At 61.0% G+C, this 16,663-nt stretch carries 13 protein-coding genes and 1 pseudogene; 6 read left to right on the top strand and 8 right to left on the bottom strand.

What is annotated here, in order from left to right:
• Positions 1–1,210: 1,210 nt before the first annotated feature.
• The gene (locus ABTV22_RS16440; RefSeq protein ID WP_433735554.1) at positions 1,211–2,113 is read right to left on the bottom strand and encodes a LysR substrate-binding domain-containing protein; all 903 of its coding nucleotides are present in this window, start codon (positions 2,111–2,113) and stop codon (positions 1,211–1,213) included.
• 118 nt (positions 2,114–2,231) lie between these two features.
• Between ABTV22_RS16440 and ABTV22_RS16435 the strand changes: the two genes are divergently transcribed.
• Positions 2,232–3,605, top strand: a complete 1,374-nt coding sequence (locus tag ABTV22_RS16435) for an MFS transporter (RefSeq protein ID WP_433735553.1) — start codon at positions 2,232–2,234, stop codon at positions 3,603–3,605.
• Positions 3,602–4,876 carry a glucarate dehydratase family protein gene (locus ABTV22_RS16430; RefSeq protein WP_433735552.1) on the top strand — a complete coding sequence of 425 codons (1,275 nt, stop codon included), beginning with the start codon at positions 3,602–3,604 and terminating at the stop codon, positions 4,874–4,876. Before ABTV22_RS16435 ends, ABTV22_RS16430 begins: the two co-directional genes overlap by 4 nt.
• Positions 4,877–5,055: 179 nt before the next feature.
• Here ABTV22_RS16430 and ABTV22_RS16425 read toward each other — a convergent pair whose 3' ends face one another.
• Positions 5,056–5,838 (bottom strand): alpha/beta hydrolase, encoded by a 783-nt coding sequence (locus ABTV22_RS16425; RefSeq protein WP_433735551.1) that lies wholly within the window; start codon positions 5,836–5,838, stop codon positions 5,056–5,058.
• A 100-nt stretch (positions 5,839–5,938) separates the two neighbouring features.
• On the opposite strand from ABTV22_RS16425, the pseudogene ABTV22_RS16420 reads away from it, so the two are divergent.
• The 3 genes and pseudogenes from ABTV22_RS16420 to ABTV22_RS16410 all read left to right on the top strand — a co-directional run.
• A pseudogene (locus ABTV22_RS16420) lies at positions 5,939–6,200 on the top strand (MFS transporter); the annotation flags it as partial.
• Positions 6,201–6,229: 29 nt separating this feature from the next.
• On the top strand, positions 6,230–7,174 hold the full coding sequence (locus ABTV22_RS16415) for an aldo/keto reductase (RefSeq protein ID WP_433735550.1): 945 nt from the start codon (positions 6,230–6,232) through the stop codon (positions 7,172–7,174).
• 249 nt (positions 7,175–7,423) lie between these two features.
• A complete protein-coding gene (locus ABTV22_RS16410) occupies positions 7,424–8,077 on the top strand; it encodes a peroxiredoxin (protein ID WP_433735549.1) in 654 nt (217 codons plus the stop codon).
• A 125-nt stretch (positions 8,078–8,202) separates the two neighbouring features.
• Here the strand turns inward: ABTV22_RS16410 and yghX are convergent, their stop codons facing one another.
• The 6 genes from yghX to ABTV22_RS16380 all read right to left on the bottom strand — a co-directional run bounded on the left by yghX (position 8,203) and on the right by ABTV22_RS16380 (position 15,369).
• On the bottom strand, positions 8,203–9,090 hold the full coding sequence (gene yghX / locus ABTV22_RS16405) for a YghX family hydrolase (protein ID WP_433735548.1): 888 nt from the start codon (positions 9,088–9,090) through the stop codon (positions 8,203–8,205).
• Between the two features lie 123 nt (positions 9,091–9,213).
• On the bottom strand, positions 9,214–9,615 hold the full coding sequence (locus ABTV22_RS16400) for a heme-binding protein (protein ID WP_433735547.1): 402 nt from the start codon (positions 9,613–9,615) through the stop codon (positions 9,214–9,216).
• Positions 9,616–9,630: 15 nt separating this feature from the next.
• Positions 9,631–10,848, bottom strand: a complete 1,218-nt coding sequence (glcF, locus tag ABTV22_RS16395; protein ID WP_433735546.1) for a glycolate oxidase subunit GlcF — start codon at positions 10,846–10,848, stop codon at positions 9,631–9,633.
• Between the two features lie 3 nt (positions 10,849–10,851).
• On the bottom strand, positions 10,852–11,916 hold the full coding sequence (glcE, locus tag ABTV22_RS16390) for a glycolate oxidase subunit GlcE (protein ID WP_433735545.1): 1,065 nt from the start codon (positions 11,914–11,916) through the stop codon (positions 10,852–10,854).
• Complete coding sequence (gene glcD / locus ABTV22_RS16385) at positions 11,916–13,415, bottom strand: glycolate oxidase subunit GlcD (protein WP_433735544.1); 1,500 nt, start codon at positions 13,413–13,415, stop codon at positions 11,916–11,918. Before glcD ends, glcE begins: the two co-directional genes overlap by 1 nt.
• A gap of 190 nt (positions 13,416–13,605) precedes the next feature.
• Positions 13,606–15,369, bottom strand: coding sequence for an L-lactate permease (locus ABTV22_RS16380; RefSeq protein ID WP_433735543.1), 1,764 nt, complete (start codon positions 15,367–15,369; stop codon positions 13,606–13,608).
• A 176-nt stretch (positions 15,370–15,545) separates the two neighbouring features.
• On the opposite strand from ABTV22_RS16380, the gene ABTV22_RS16375 reads away from it, so the two are divergent.
• Positions 15,546–15,782, top strand: coding sequence for a hypothetical protein (locus ABTV22_RS16375; RefSeq protein ID WP_433735542.1), 237 nt, complete (start codon positions 15,546–15,548; stop codon positions 15,780–15,782).
• Positions 15,783–16,663: the final 881 nt, after the last annotated feature.

Genomic DNA, 16,663 nt, shown 5'->3' with positions numbered 1-16,663 from the left:
CAGGACTTCGATGAATTTCCGTAGGAGCCGGCTTGCTGGCGATATCGGTCCGTCAGGTGACAGTTTTCATCGGCAGGTCGGGCGCCATCGCCAGCAAGCCGGCTCCTACGGTTAAACACGGCATGCACTTTTTTATGGCGGTGCTAGGGCTGGGTGCTGTAGGAGCGAGCATGCTCGCGATGGACGCAAGGGCAACGCGGGGCATCAGGTACCCAGCGTCATCGTTGACCACCATCGCGAGCATGCTCGCTCCTACAACTGCAGTGCCGCTCATGACGAGCAACACATAACCCTGTGGGAGAATCGGCAGGACTTCGATGAATTTCCGTAGGAGCCGGCTTGCTGGCGATATCGGTCCGTCAGGTGACAGTTTTCATCGGCAGGTCGGGCGCCATCGCCAGCAAGCCGGCTCCTACGGTTAAACACGGCATGCACTTTTTTATGGCGGTGCTAGGGCTGGGTGCTGTAGGAGCGAGCATGCTCGCGATGGACGCAAGGGCAACGCGGGGCATCAGGTACCCAGCGTCATCGTTGACCACCATCGCGAGCATGCTCGCTCCTACAACTGCAGTGCCGCTCATGACGAGCAACACATAACCCTGTGGGAGAATCGGCAGGACTTCGATGAATTTCCGTAGGAGCCGGCTTGCTGGCGATATCGGTCCGTCAGGTGACAGTTTTCATCGGCAGGTCGGGCGCCATCGCCAGCAAGCCGGCTCCTACGGTTAAACACGGCATGCACTTTTTTATGGCGGTGCTAGGGCTGGGTGCTGTAGGAGCGAGCATGCTCGCGATGGACGCAAGGGCAACGCGGGGCATCAGGTGCCCAGCGTCATCGTTGACCACCATCGCGAGCATGCTCGCTCCTACAACTGCAGTGCCGCTCATGACGAGCAACACATAACCCTGTGGGAGAATCGACAGGACTTCGACGATATTCCGTAGGAGCCGGCTTGCTGGCGATATCGGTCCATCAGGTGACAGTTTTCATCGGCTGGTCGGGCGCCATCGCCAGCAAGCCGGCTCCTACGGTTAAACACGGCATGCACTTTTTTTATTGCGGTGCTAGGGCTGGGTGCTGTAGGAGCGAGCATGCTCGCGATGGACGCAAGGGCCACGCGGGGCATCAGGTACCCAGCGTCATCGTTGACCACCATCGCGAGCATGCTCGCTCCTACTGGGGGAGTGCGTTGTTGAAGAGATCTGTGAATTACGACCCCCAACCCTCGTGCACAGCCCGTCGAATGCCTTCCAGCAGCATCGCGAACGCCGGGTTGTCGTTGTTCTCGCGCCAGATCAGGTGCAATTCGCTCTGCACCCCTTCGCCCAGGTCGATGTCGCGGAACACCACGTTCTTGAACACCACGCTGCTGGCGCAGCGGGGCACCAGGGCCAGGCCCATGGCGGCGTTGACCAGGGCGAGGATGGTCAGGGAGGAGCCCAGCCACTGCACGTAATCCGGGGCGACGCGGGCCGAGCGCAGCATGCCGGTCAGCAGTTCGTTGAACGGCGGGTAGGCGGCGTGGGAATACATCAGGAACGGCTGGCCGTCGAGGTCCTGTACCGACACGGTTTCGCTGGTGGCCAGGCGGTGGCTGCTCGGTACCGCCAGCACAAAGGGCTCACGCACCAGGCATTCGGTGGAGTAACCGGGCTCCAGCAACGGCGCGCGGACGATGCCCAGGTCGATGCGGCGAGCGCGCAGGGCTTCGTGTTGCTGGTAGGTGTTCATTTCCGAGAGGTCGATTTTGACGTGGGGCTGTGTCAACCGTGCCTCGGCGATGACCTTGGGCAGGAACTCGTAGACCGCGCTGCCGACGAAGCTGATATTGACCGAACCAATGTCGCCCTCGGCAAAACGCCGGGCGGTGACCGCCGCTTGTTGGGCACGTTCGAGCAGGTTCTGCGCTTCGATGAAGAACGCCCGGCCAGCAGCGGTGAGGGCGACGCTGCGGGTGCTGCGGGTAAACAACTCGACCCCCAGGTGGTGCTCCAGCAACTGAATCTGCCGGCTGAGGGGCGGCTGGGTCATGTTCAGTCGTTCGGCGGCACGGCGGAAATTCAGCTCGGTGGCGACAGTGGTGAAGCAGCGCAGTTGAGTCAGTTCGAACATTGATCTAATCCGGGTATCAATCGAATGCCAAGTTAGATTAGACGGGATCAATGCAGGCGTCCATCATCGCTCCAGGCCTACACCAATCCCAAAAAGAACAAAGATCGGGAGTTGCCCCTTGAAAACCCTGCAGAGTCCACCCGACCCGAATGTGCTCGCCCGCGCTGCCGCCAAGGTCAAGCGCCACGTCCTTCCACTGTTCGTGATCATGTTCATCGTCAACTACATCGACCGAGTCAACATCGGCTTCGTGCGCAGCCACATGGAAACCGACTTAGGGATAGGCGCTGCCGCCTATGGCCTGGGCGCCGGGCTGTTCTTTGTTGGCTACGCGATCTTCGAAGTGCCGTCCAACATGCTGTTGCAACGCTACGGTGCCCGCGCCTGGCTGACCCGCATCATGTTCACCTGGGGCGCTGCCGCGATGGCGATGGCATTCGTACGTGGGGAAACCAGTTTCTATGTGCTGCGCTTCATCCTCGGCGCTGCTGAAGCGGGCTTCTTTCCCGGCATCATTTATTACTTCACCCAGTGGTTGCCTTCGAGCGAGCGCGGCAAGGCCATGGCGATTTTCCTCAGTGGCTCGGCCATTGCCTCGGTGATTTCCGGCCCGGTGTCCGGCGGGCTGTTGCACATCAATGGATTGAGCCTGCACGGATGGCAGTGGATGTTCCTGATCGAGGGTTTCGCCTCGATCGTGCTCTGCGGGTTCGTCTGGTTCTGGCTGCAATCGCACCCACGGCAGGCGAAGTGGCTGAGCGAGGAAGAAAAAGCTGCACTGACCGCTGCCATCGACCTGGAACAGCAAGCCCGTGACGCCACTCGTACCGTCAAGCCATCGATGTTCAAGTTGCTGGCGGACAAACAGATCGCGCTGTTTTGCTTTATCTACTTTTCCATCGCCCTGACCATCTACGGCGCCACGTTCTGGCTGCCGAGCATGATCAAGAAAATGGGCAACCTCGGTGACTTTCAGGTCGGCCTGTTCAACTCGATTCCGTGGATCATTTCAATCGTCGCGATGTACGGCTTCGCCGCCATGGCCAGCAAGTGGAAATACCAGCAGGCCTGGGTCGCGGTGACCCTGGTGATCGCGGCGTTCGGCATGTTCATGTCCACCACCGGCGGACCGGTTTTTGCCTTCGTCGCCATCTGTTTTGCTGCCATCGGCTTCAAGGCCGCCTCGGCGCTGTTCTGGCCGATCCCGCAGGGCTATCTGGATGCACGCATTGCCGCGGCGGTGATCGCCTTGATCAACTCCATCGGTAACCTCGGCGGCTTCGTCGCCCCGACCGCGTTCGGTTTCCTGGAGCAAACCACCGGTTCCATCGAGGGTGGTTTGTATGGCCTGGCCGCCACGTCACTGGTCGCGGCCATCGTGATCTTCTTCGCCCGCACCTCGCCTCGGGGCAGCCCCCTTGAAGGTGCGAAAGCAAAAAAGCCCCTCAGTCATAACGCCCTGAAATCTGATCCAACGGGAGCAGCCTCTTGAAAATCACACGAGTCACCGTCACCCCTATCGCCTTCCGTGATCCGCCTTTGCTCAACGCCAGCGGCATCCACGAACCCTTCGCGCTGCGTTCGATCATCGAGATCGAGAGTGACAACGGCTACATCGGCCTGGGTGAAAGTTATGGCGATGCCCCGGCGCTGGCGATCCAGCAACAACTGCAAAGCCAGCTGATCGGCCTTGATCCGTTCAACCTCAATCAGCTGCGGGCCATCGTCAAGGCCACGGTGGCGGCGAACAAGCCGGCGAGCCTGGCCGGCGCGGAACTGGCGCCTGGCTCCCACGCCAGCAAGGCAGTCAGCAATGCTTACTCGGCCTTTGAAGTGGCGTTTCTCGATTTGCAGGCGCACTACCTTAACGTGCCGTTGGTCGATCTGCTGGGTGGGGCGATCCGTGACGAGATTCCGTTCAGCGCTTACCTGTTCTTCAAATACGCGCAGCACGTCGATTCACCCTACAAACCCGACAATTGGGGCGAGGCGCTGAGCGAAGAACAGATCATCGCCCAGGCGCGGCGCATGATCGAGGCCTATGGCTTCAAGAGCATCAAGCTCAAGGCCGGCACCTTGCCGCCAGAGCACGAAGTGTCGTGCATCAAGGCGCTGAAAAAAGCCTTCCCCGGCTATCCGCTGCGCATCGATCCAAACGGCAACTGGTCGCTGGAAACCTCGATCCGTATGGCCGAACTGCTGGGCGATGACTTGCAATATTACGAAGACCCGACACCGGGCCTGGACGGCATGGCCCAGCTGCACAAGCGCACCGGCCTGCCGCTGGCGACCAACATGGTGGTCACCGACTTCGACGAGTTCCGCCGCAGCGTGGCGCAGAACAGTGTGCAGATTGTCCTCGCCGACCATCACTACTGGGGCGGCCTGCGCGATACCCAGTTGCTGGCGAAAATGTGCGAAACCTTTGGCCTGGGCGTGTCCATGCATTCGAACTCGCACCTGGGCATCAGCCTGATGGCCATGGCCCATGTTGCCGCGTCGGTGCCGAACCTGGATTACGCCTGCGACACCCATTACCCGTGGCAGGAGCCGGATGAAGAGGTGATCAAGGGCGGCAAACTGCCGATTGTCGACGGCTGCGTGAAAATCACCCGGGCGCCGGGTTTGGGCCTGGAGCTGGATCACGATCAACTGGGCAAGCTGCACGATCAGTACCTGACCTGCGGGATTCGCCAGCGCGATGATGTGAAGCAGATGCAGCGGTACAAGGCGGATTGGAAGGCGGTCAAGCCGCGGTTTTGAGTGCAGGGTTTCAAAGAGCATGTAGCAACCTTTGGTCCGGGAAGCGTGGTCGCGCTTGCCCGGACTTTTTTTGTATCTCGCGAATGGCCTTTCCGTAGGAGCAAAGCTTGCTCGCGAAAGCTTGTATCCAGACACCTCGATGTTGAAGGTGCCGACGCCTTCGCGGGCAAGCCTCGCTCCTACGGGTCCTCCCATAATGCCTTGAGGTACTCGGGGCTGTTGCTGATGGAGTTGTGCCCCGTTCCGGTAATCACCTGCAAGGTCGCAACACCCGCAGGGAAATGGCTGAGCAACCGTTGGGTGCTTGAGCTCGGAATCACTTCATCCTGCTCGGCAGCAATCAGCCGCGTCGGCACCGCAATGTGCTCGGCATAGCGCCAGGATTCGAATTTGTCCTTCAACATCCACTGGACCGGAAACCAGCGGAACTGGCGGGTGGCAAGTTCTTCCAGGCTGTTGTACGGCGTGACCAGCACCAGCTTCGCCACCGGGCGCACGCTGGCCAGTCGCACGGCGACGCCCGAACCCAGGCTGCGCCCGACCACGACGATTTGCGGATGATCGGCATAGACCTTGTCGAACAGGGCCATGGCATCGCGGGCGATCGCTTCTTCGGAAGGTGAACCGCTGCTACCGCCGTAGCCGCGGTAATGCAGGAAATACAGCGCGTAGTCGGGGAAGGCCACCGCGAAATCCGGCAGGCTGCGCGAGACGTCTTCGGCGTTGCCACCGAAATAGATCAGGGCCTTGGGGCCTTTATGCGGGCGGGTCGAAACGTTCACCTGCACATCGTCGACGGGCAGGCTCAGTAGCGGCGCCGATGCGTCGGCCCGGGGCAGCGGGTAGTAGATGAGCGCGCGTTGGAACACCAATAGCGCGGCACAGAGCACCAGGTACAGCGCAGCGAGCAGGACGATGACTAAGACCAGGGTACGGGACATTCGACTAACGTTAGTGGGCATTGACGGCTCCGGGGTGCTGTCGAAGTGTAGCTGGCGGTAAAGGAGGGCACCGATGCCCCATCTGCCTCAATAGCTCGACGTGCGGCCTGCCGAGAGGTTGGCGCTGCTGCTGGAAATCGCCGTGCGTTGTTATCGGGGGGCTGCTGTCATGAACCTGGTCGCAGTCCGGCAGTCGGTTAATCGACGAACGGCGCATCGGCGGCAGCATGCTGCTGCACACCGGGGCCGCGACCTTGTTGTATTTCGAGCAGGGACGGATTGTCACTGGCAGCTACGCTGATACTGGCAGCCGGATGCAATTCTTCGCCATGGTTGATTTGATCGTGTCGGCGCTGACCCTGAGCTTCCAGCTGCTGCTGACAGCGTCGCAACCGCGGGAGAGGGAGAGGTCATGAGCCATGCGGACGGTTTTACCCGCAGGGAAATTCTCACGCTGGCTGCCGGTGTTTCGGCGGTCTTCACATTCGCTCCGGCGATTGCGCAAACCACGCTGTCGACGGGAGCAGGAGGCAAGACCATGCAGACCCGCGCCATTCCTTCGAGCAACGAGCCACTGCCCATCGTCGGGCTGGGTACCTATCGCGGTTTTGATGTCCTCCCTGAGGAGCCCGCCTACAAGCAATTGCCCGGGGTGCTGCGTGCGTTGTTCGAAAAGGGCGGGACGGTGATCGACAGCTCGCCGATGTACGGTCGCGCCGAGGAGAACACCGGTGAACTGCTGTCGATCCACGAACCGCGCTCGCCGGCGTTCCTGGCGACCAAGGTCTGGACCCGGGGGCGCGAGGAAGGCATGGCGCAGATGGAACAATCGTTCCAAAGGCTGCGAACCGACCGCATCGACCTGATGCAGATTCACAATCTGCTGGACTGGCAGATTCATTTGCCGACCTTACGTCACTTGAAGGATCAAGGTCGCATTCGTTACATCGGCATCACCCATTACACCGCCTCGGCCTATGAAGAGGTGGAAGCGGTGCTCAAGTCCGAGCCACTGGATTTTCTGCAAATCAACTATTCCCTGGACGATCGCGGCGTCGAGAAACGCCTCTTGCCGCTGTGTCGGGAGCGGGGCGTGGCGGTGATCTGCAACCGGCCGTTCGGTGGAGGCGGGCTGATCGCTCGGCTCAAGGACAAACCCCTGCCGGGTTGGGCCGCACAAGTCGGGGTCAAGAGCTGGCCGCAACTGGCGCTCAAATTCCTGTTGTCGCACTCGGCGGTGACCTGCGTCATCCCCGGCACCGGCAACCCGCGCTACATGACGGAAAACGCCGGGGCGGGCTTTGGGCCGATGCTGACCGATGCCCAGCGTCATCAGTTGATTGCGTTGCTGGAGTAGCTCTCAAGCAGTACACCCTGTGGTGAGGGGATTTATCCCCGTTGGGTCGCGAAGCGGCCCCCTTTGTCCTTTCAGTAAAACCAAGTTGTCTGAGTTTAGGACTGCTTCGCAGCCCAACGGGGATAAATCCCCTCGCCACAGTTTCTTGTTGGGTTGAGGATCTGACCAAGGCTTCACAAAAGCTCTCCTATACTGTTCGCGTTAACTGGCTCGCTCCCCCCAACGACCACCACTGCAAGGAGATCGAACATGGCAATCCGTATTGGCGACGAAGCGCCGGATTTCACGGCTGACACCACTGAAGGCAAGCTCAATTTTCACGAATGGATCGGCAATGGGTGGGCCATCCTGTTTTCTCATCCCAAGGATTTCACCCCGGTTTGCACCACAGAGCTGGGCTACCTGGCCAAACTGAAACCGGAGTTCGACAAGCGCAACACCAAGATCCTCGGCCTGAGCATCGACCCGGTCAGTGACCATGAGAAGTGGGTCGGTGACATCGAAGAAACCCAGGGCAACGCGGTCAACTATCCGCTGATCGGCGACGAAAACCTGGTGGTGGCCAAGCTCTACGACATGATCCACCCCAATGCCAGCGGTGGTGCGCGCACGGCCGTGGACAACGCCACCGTGCGTTCGGTATTCATTGTCGGCCCGGACAAGAAGATCAAGGCGATGCTGATCTACCCGATGAGCGCCGGACGCAATTTCGATGAAGTGCTGCGGTTGCTCGATTCGCTGCAACTCAATGCCAAACACACCGTGGCCACCCCGGTGAACTGGCGTCCGGGCGAGGATGTGATCATTCCGACGTCGGTGTCCGATGAGGATGCCAGGAAGAAATACCCGGATGGCTTCAAGACTCTCAAACCCTATCTGCGCACGGTGGCACAACCGAAATAATCATTAGCTGTTCTGACGCCTTCGCGAGCAGGCTCGCTCCCACTGGGGATCTGTGTCGGGTTCAAATGTAGAGCCCGTCACAGATCAATTGTGGGAGCGAGCCTGCTCGCGAAGAGGCCCTTCAATCAAACCAGATATTTTCTGAACCACCCCAACGTTCGATCCCACGCCAGCTTCGCCGCGGCTTCGTCGTAACGCGGCGTGGAGTCATTGTGAAAACCGTGGTTCACGCCGGGATAGATATAGGCCTCATAGGTCTTGCCCCCAGCCTTCAGGGCTTGTTCAAAAGCCGGCCAGCCCTCGTTGATCCGCGTATCCAGCTCGCCGTAGTGCAGCATCAGCGGTGCCTTGATCTGGGGGACGTCCTTGGCGTCGGGTTGGCGACCGTAGAACGACACCGCGGCACCCAGTTCCGGGTAAGCCACCGCCGCGGCATTGGTGACGCCACCGCCATAACAGAACCCGGTGATGCCCACCTTGCCGTTGCCGGCCTCGTGTTTCATCAGCCATTCCACGGCGGCAAAAAAGTCGTTCATGAGTTTTTCCGGATCGACTTTTTCTTGCAGTGCCTTGCCCTTTTCATCGTTGCCAGGGTACCCGCCGACCGAACTCAATCCGTCGGGGGCCAGGGCGATGAAACCGGCTTTGGCCAAACGCCGGGCGACGTCTTCGATGTAGGGGTTGAGCCCACGGTTTTCATGCACGACCACCACCGCGCCGACCTTACCGGTGGCCTTCGCTGGGCGCACCAGATAGCCGCGAACGTTGCCGTGGCCTTTGGGCGAAGGGTAGGTGATGTATTCGGCGAGGATGTCCGGGTCAGTGAACTCGACTTGCTCGGCCAGCGCATAGTTGGGGCTCAACGCGGTCAGCAGCGCACTGGCGGTCATGGTCCCAAAGGTGAACAACGCCGCCCGGTCGAGAAACTCGCGCCGGTTGATCAGGCCATGGGCGTAGTAGTCATAGAGTTCCAGCAGTTGCGGGGCAAAGTCTTTCGCAGTGAGACGGGGCATCTGTGCGCATCCTCTCTGGTCGGTTGAACGCTATACCCGTAGGAGCGAGGCTTGCCCGCGAAGCTTTTAGCGCCCTGAAGATTGTCTTCGCGGGCAAGCCTCGCTCCTACAGGGGAAGGGTGTTTATTTGAGGGATTGCGCACCGGCTTTCGCCACTTGCGCATCCTGCTCGGCCTTGACCCCGGACACACCCACGGCACCGATCACCTGACCATCGACGATGATCGGCACGCCACCCTCCAGGGACGTCAGCAACGGTGCAGACAGGAAAGCCGTGCGCCCGCCATTGACCATCTCTTCATAGTTTTTGGATTCACGACGGCCCAAGGCAGCGGTCCGGGCCTTTTCCGTGGCGATGTAGGCGGTGATGGGCGCGGCGCCGTCGAGGCGTTCGAGGGCCAGGGGATGGCCGCCGTCATCGACGACCACGATGGTCACCGACCATTGGTGGGTTTGCGCAGCGTTGCGCGCCGCCGCGAGGATCTGGCCGACTTCGGTCTGACTGAGCACGGCTTTACTGTTCATCGGTGATCTCCAGGTTCAGGGCAATGCGGCTTCGACCACTTCGATCCAGTGTTTGACCGGCGTGCGCCCGGCGCCGTCCAAGTGTGCCTGGCAACCGATATTGGCCGTGACAATGACTTCAGGGTAGCCGCTTTCCAGGGCGTTCATTTTGTTGTCGCGCAATTGCCGTGACAGCTCGGGCTGGGTCAACGAATAGGTGCCCGCCGAGCCGCAGCACAGATGGCTGTCAGGCACGTAGGTCAGGTTGAAACCCAGGCGTTCGAGAACTTTTTCCACCGCACCACCGAGTTTTTGCGCGTGCTGCAAGGTGCAGGGGCAATGGAAGGCCAGGCGATGGGCATTGTGTATACCGAGTTTTTCCAGTGGTTCGTCACGCAGTACCTCGACCAAATCCTTGGTCAGCGCGCTGACGCGCCTGGCTTTTTCGGCGTAGACCGGGTCGCTGGCCAGCAGGTGGCCGTAGTCCTTGATGAAGGCGCCGCAACCGCTGGCGGTCTGGACGATGGCCTCGGCGCCTTTTTCGATCATCGGCCACCACACGTCGATGTTATGGCGAGCGCGGTCAAGGCCGGCGGCCTGGGCGTCCAGGTGATAGTCCACCGCGCCGCAGCAACCGGCTTCGCGGCTTGGGGTGACGCTGATCCCGAGTCGATCCAGCACCCGGGCAGCGGCCACGTTGGTGTTGGGCGATAGCCCCGGTTGCACGCAGCCTTCGAGCATCAGCACCTGACGTGCATGGCGCACAACGGGACGTGGCTTGCCGGGCACTGTGCTGCGCGGCAATTTGCTTTGCAGCGCCTCGGGCAACAAGGCCCGGAACACCTGGCCGCTGTTGACCAGGCCTTTGAACAGATCGGGGTGCGGCACCAGCGAGCGCAAGCTCTCGCGCAGCAAGCGCTGGCCGATCGGACGTGGTACGGCGGCATCGACCACCGCGCGGCCGATGTCCAGCAGGTTGTGGTAGTCGACGCCGGACGGGCAGGTGGTTTCGCAGTTGCGGCACGACAGGCAGCGATCCAGATGCTGCTGGGTCTTTTGCGTGACTTCGTTGCCTTCCAGCACCTGCTTGATCAGGTAAATGCGCCCGCGCGGGCCATCCAGTTCATCGCCGAGCAATTGATAGGTCGGGCACGTGGCATTGCAGAAGCCGCAGTGCACGCAAGTGCGCAGGATACTGTCGGCTTCTTCGGCGCGGGGCAGGCGGCGGGCGGTTTCGCTCAAGGTGGTCTGCATGGTTCAAAGCTCCGCGTACAGGCGACCTGGGTTGAAGATTGCCCGGGGATCAAGCTGGCGTTTGAGGCTCTGGTGCAGGCGCATCAGGGCCGCTGGCAGCGGTTGGAACGGGCTGTCGACCAGGCCGTGGCTGTAGCAGGTCACGTGCCCGCCGACTTCATCGACCACCTTGCGAATGAAGGCCGCTTCGGCGTCGCACTTGAGCCAGCGCTGGGCGCCGCCCCAGTCGATCAGTTGGCGGCCAGGCAGGGACAGTTTCGCCGTGTTGTTGGGCAGTGACAGGCGCCAGAGCGGCTGGTCTTCATCGAAGAAGGGCAAGCGTTGTTCATTGAGATCGGCCCAATAGGTGTTGTCCAACCATTCGCCACCCAAGCGCTCATGGGCCGCCGCCACCGAGCCTTCGCCGCCTTCGAGGCGCAGGTGCAGGCGCTCACCGTCATGGCAGGCGGCACTGATCGGCAAAGGTTGCTGGCCCCATTGCGCCAACTGCTGCAAGGCGCGCTCGCTGTTCATGTCCAGGCTGATGCTCAAGGTTTGCCGGGGTTTGGGCAGGACTTTGAGTGAGACCTCGGTGATCAGGCCCAATGTGCCGTAGCTGCCGGCCATCAGGCGCGACAGGTCGTAACCGGCGACGTTCTTCATGACCTCGCCGCCAAAGCGCAAGTGCTTGCCAAGGCCGGTGATGACCCGAGTGCCCAGGATAAAGTCCCGGACCGAGCCCGCCCACGGCCGCCGTGGCCCCGACAGCCCGCAGGCAATCATGCCGCCAACGGTGGCACCGTCACCGAAGGCGGGCGGCTCGCAGGGCAGCATTTGCTGGGCGGCGTCCAATACCTGAGTCAGCTCAGCCAGCGGTGTGCCACAGCGCACGGTGATCACCAGCTCAGTCGGGTCATAACTGACGATGCCACGGTGGGTGCGGGTATCGAGTATTTCGCCGGCCCCGATACGGCCGAGGAACGCCTTGCTGTTGGCGCCCTGAATACGCAACGGCGTGGTGTTTTCCAGCGCCTGATTGACCTGTTCGAGCAGTGCGCTGCTGTCTTCCATATCGCCTGTACCGTGCATCAGAAACGCTCCAGGTCAGGGAAGGGCAGTTGTCCTGCATGCACGTGCATCGCACCGAATTCGGCGCAGCGGTGCAGGGTTGGAATGTTCTTGCCGGGGTTGAGCAGGCCGCTGGGGTCGAACGCGGCCTTGACCGCATGAAACAGGGTCAACTCGTCGCTGTTGAACTGTGCGCACATCTGATTGATTTTCTCGCGGCCCACGCCGTGTTCACCGGTGATGCTGCCGCCGACTTTCACGCACAATTCCAGGATCTTGCCGCCCAGGGTTTCGGCGCGATCGAGTTCGCCCGGTGTGTTGGCATCGAACAGAATCAGCGGGTGCATGTTGCCGTCACCGGCATGGAACACGTTGGCCACCCGCAGGCCGAATTCGGCCGACAGTTCGGCGATGGCTTTCAGCACGCCGGGCAACTCACGACGAGGGATGGTGCCGTCCATGCAGTAATAGTCCGGCGACAAGCGGCCTACCGCCGGAAAGGCATTCTTGCGCCCGGCCCAGAACCGCACGCGTTCGGCTTCGTCACGGGCCAGACGGACTTCGGTGGCGCCGGCCTGTTCCAGTACCTGACGCACTCGGGTGCAGTCGTCGTGGACGTCGGCTTCCACGCCATCGAGTTCGCACAACAGAATGGCCTCGGCCTGCACCGGGTAACCGGCGTGGATGAAGTCTTCGGCGGCGCGGATGGCCAGGTTGTCCATCATCTCCAGGCCCCCTGGGATGATGCCGGCGGCAATGATGTCGCCGACGGCCCGGCCGGCCTTTTCCACCGAATCGAATGCGGCCAGCAGCACCTTGGCGGACTGGGGTTTGGGCAGCAGTTTGACTGTGACTTCGGTGATTACCCCAAGCATGCCTTCGGAGCCGGTGAACAGGGCCAGCAGGTCCAGGCCCGGCGAGTCGAGGGCGTTGGAACCCAGGCTCAGGTGTTCGCCGTCGACGGTAAGGATGTCGACTTTCAGCACGTTGTGCACAGTCAGGCCGTACTTCAGGCAATGCACGCCGCCAGCGTTTTCGGCGACGTTGCCGCCGATGGAACAGGCGATTTGCGATGAGGGATCAGGGGCGTAGTAAAGGCCGTATTGCGCGGCGGCCTGGGAAATCGCCAGGTTGCGCACTCCCGGCTGGACCCGCGCGGTACGGGCAGCAGGGTCGATGTGCAGGATCTGGTTGAAGCGGGCCATCACCAGCAATACGCCTTTTTCCAGGGGCAAGGCGCCGCCTGACAACCCGGTGCCGGCCCCCCGGGCGACCACCGCTACGTGTCGCTCATGGCACAGGCGCAGCACCCCTTGAACCTGGGCAATCGTGCGGGGTAGCACCACCAGCATCGGCGTAGTGCGGTACGCCGAGAGGCCATCGCATTCGTACGGCTTGAGTTCCTCCTGCTGATGCAGGATTTCCAGTTCGGGCAACCGCGATTGCAGGGCGTGCAGTAACGCGTTTTTATCGACATCCGGCAGGGCGCCGTCGACGCGTTCGTCGTAGAGAATGTTCATCGGCGTACGACACTCGTTTTGTAGTTATGTGAGGTCTGTTTCCGCAAACCAATAACTATCCTATCCCTGTGGGAGCGGGCTTGCTCGCGAAAGCGGTGTGTCAGCCGACATCAGTGTTGACTGTCAAACCGCATTCGCGAGCAAGCCCGCTCCCACAGGAGACGGGTGATCGGTTCGGATTGGGGGCGAGTCAATGTCCGCCCACCACCATATGACTGAACGGCGCCACATAGGCCTGCAGCGTCACCAAGCCGCCAACCAGGATCGCCAGGATGATCGAGTGGAAGAACACATAACGCAGTATTTCCCCTTCATGGCCGTACCAGCGGGTGGCGGTGGAGGCGACCACGATGGATTGGGCGTCGACCATCTTGCCCATCACACCACCGGAGCTGTTGGCGGCGGCCATTAGCACCGGGCTGAGCCCCAATTGCTCGGAAGTGACCCGTTGCAGCCCGCCGAACAGCACGTTGGAGGCGGTGTCCGAGCCCGTCAACGCCACACCCAGCCAACCGAGCAAGGTGCCGAACATGGGGTAGAAAATCCCCGTCGCGGCAAAGGCCAGACCCATGGTCGCGTCCAGCCCCGAGTAACGGGTGAGGAACCCGAGAGCAAGCATGGCGACAATGGTGATCAGCGAGTAGCGCACGACCCAGATCGTTCGCAGGTATTGCTGAATCAGCTGCGGGATGGAGTAGCCCATCAGTAAGCCGCCGACAATCGCCGCCAGCAAGATGCCGCTACCGGTGGCGGTGAACCAGGTGAATTTGTACACCGCTTCTTCGACTTTCGGTGCCGGGACCACGGGTGGCACTTTTTCGATCTGCTGATGGATGGTGGTGAAGGTCACGACCGGGGCGAATACCGGATTGGCTTCACGCAACGGTTTACCCTGGGGGTCGAGTTTGGCTGTACTGGTGGCCGGATCAATCGCAGGACGGGTGTCGAACATGTTCTTGAAGCCCTGGGTGCCCCAGGCGAATACGAACACGGTGAGAATGATCCACGGCATCCACGCGCGCATCACCGCTGGCTTGGCTTCGTTGGCGAACGCCGCGCTGGCGACGGGTTTCTCGTCGTGCTCTTCGGCTATTTTCGAGTTATCGACCCGCCCCGTAAGCGCTGCGGAAGTGTGCACGGTGGCCGGTTTCCAGACCTTGAGGAAACCGGTCAGGCAGGCCATGGAAATCAGTGCAGCGATCACGTCCACCAGCATCGGCCCGTGATAGTTGGAAACCAGGAACTGCGGAATGGCAAAACTGACCCCAGCCACGAGAATCGCCGGCCAGATTTCCAGCATCTTGCGCCAACCAGCGAAGGCCCAGATCAGCCAGAACGGCACGATCACCGAGAAGAATGGCAGTTGCCGACCGACCATCATCGACAGCTCCATTTCATCCAGCCCGGTGACTTTGGCCAGGGTGATGATTGGCGTGCCCAGTGCGCCGAACGCCACGGGCGCGGTATTGGCGATCAGCGCCAGGCCGGAAGCGGCCAGCGGCGAGAAACCCAACCCGATCAGAATCGCCCCGGTTACCGCCACCGGCGTACCGAAGCCGGCGGCGCCCTCGAAGAAGGCGCCGAAGCAGAAGGCAATCAGCAGCAGTTGCAGGCGGCGGTCATCGGTAATCCGTGCCAGGGAGTCCTGCAGCACTTTGAACGAGCCATTTTCGGTGGTCAGCCGGTGCAGAAAGATGATGTTCAACACGATCCAGCCGATCGGCAACAGGCCGTTGGCCGCTCCGTACAACGCCGCTGAGCCGGCCATATTGGCGGGCATGCCGAAGGCGAAGATAGCGATGACGAGCGCCGAGCCCAGGGCCAGCAATGCCGCCAGGTGCGCCTTGACATGGAAGAACGCCAGGGCGGCCAGCATCACCACCACAGGCACCGCGGCCAGAAGGGTTGAAACTATCGGGTTGTTGAACGGATCGTAGACTTGCTGCCAGACCATGTTCCACCTCTGCTTGTTATTGTTGGAGATGCAGACCCTTGGGGGGAGGTGGCCTGTAGTATAGGTGGCATTACGCCGCTGTCAGGCGTGGCCGCCCGCGCCTGGAATCAGCGCATTTGCGGGGCTGAGCTAGCATTGCCATAAGGTCTGAATCCAGCGATGGGAGGAAAGCCGCCATGACTGAACGCCATATCGAACATAAGGAAACGCTGTCGAACGGATGCAGCATCAGGGTCAAAGCCGAAATTCTCAAAGACGGTTCGTTGGGCATGTTTATCGGAGTCTACTGGCCCGATGGTTCGGTGATAGACGAGAACCACGACCCCAAGCCTCATATGCTGGACATGGAGGCGGCGATGGATTGGGGGATCGATATTGCCAAGGGCATTGGCAATAGTCAGCGGACGTTGTGAGGCAGGCGCCCATAGCATTTTTCTGCACAGCCGCTTTTGCTCAAAAAAGAAATCGGTCTAAAAACGCCGCACCGTTTTCCAGGGCCTTTGCTAATCTTGAATTTGTAGGTGAAAACGCAGACTGATGCGCAAGCGGATAGCGAGGACGCGTGGGGCGCGCTCCGAAGGGTACACGGTTAGAAAGATCTCCGCGCTGAGATCCAGCCCTTATGCCGTGTGAAGCAGGACAGCGCATATTGCTGTTGCTGTGGGAGTCCTGATAAACCTCGTAAGCCAGAGACCAGCGCTGGCCACCTACTAAACCCACTAGAGCCCGCCTTGTGCGGGCTTTCTAATGCCCGCGATTTTTGTAGGGCTTGCTCGCGATGTTCAGGGGCACACCGCATTTTTGCTTTCTGTAGGAGCGAGCACGCTCGCGATGGAGGCACAGACACCGCAGGGTGTCAGGCGGCCAGCGTTATCGTTAACGTCCATCGCGAGCGTGCTCGCTCCTACAGGGGAGGGGTGCGGGTTAAACCAGGTTGACGGTGATTGTGTAGGAGCGAGCACGCTCGCGATGGAGGCACAAACACCGCAGGGTGTCAGGCGGCCAGCGTTATCGTTAACGTCCATCGCGAGCGTGCACGCTCCTACAGGGGAGGGGTGCGGGTTAAACCAGGTTGATCGTGATTGTGTAGGAGCGAGCACGCTCGCGATGGAGGCACAAACACCGCAGGGTGTCAGGCGGCCAGCGTTATCGTTAACGTCCATCGCGAGCGTGCTCGCTCCTACAAGGTTGGGGTGCGGGTTAAATCAGGTTGATGGTGATTGTGTAGGAGCGAGCACGCTCGCGATGGAGGCACAGACACCGCGGGGCATCAGGCGGCCAGCGTTATCGTTAA

Origin of the sequence: Pseudomonas putida (genome assembly GCF_050990305.1) — a bacterium.
GTDB lineage: Bacteria > Pseudomonadota > Gammaproteobacteria > Pseudomonadales > Pseudomonadaceae > Aquipseudomonas > Aquipseudomonas putida_AH.
This window is presented reverse-complemented; position numbering and strand designations above follow the sequence as displayed.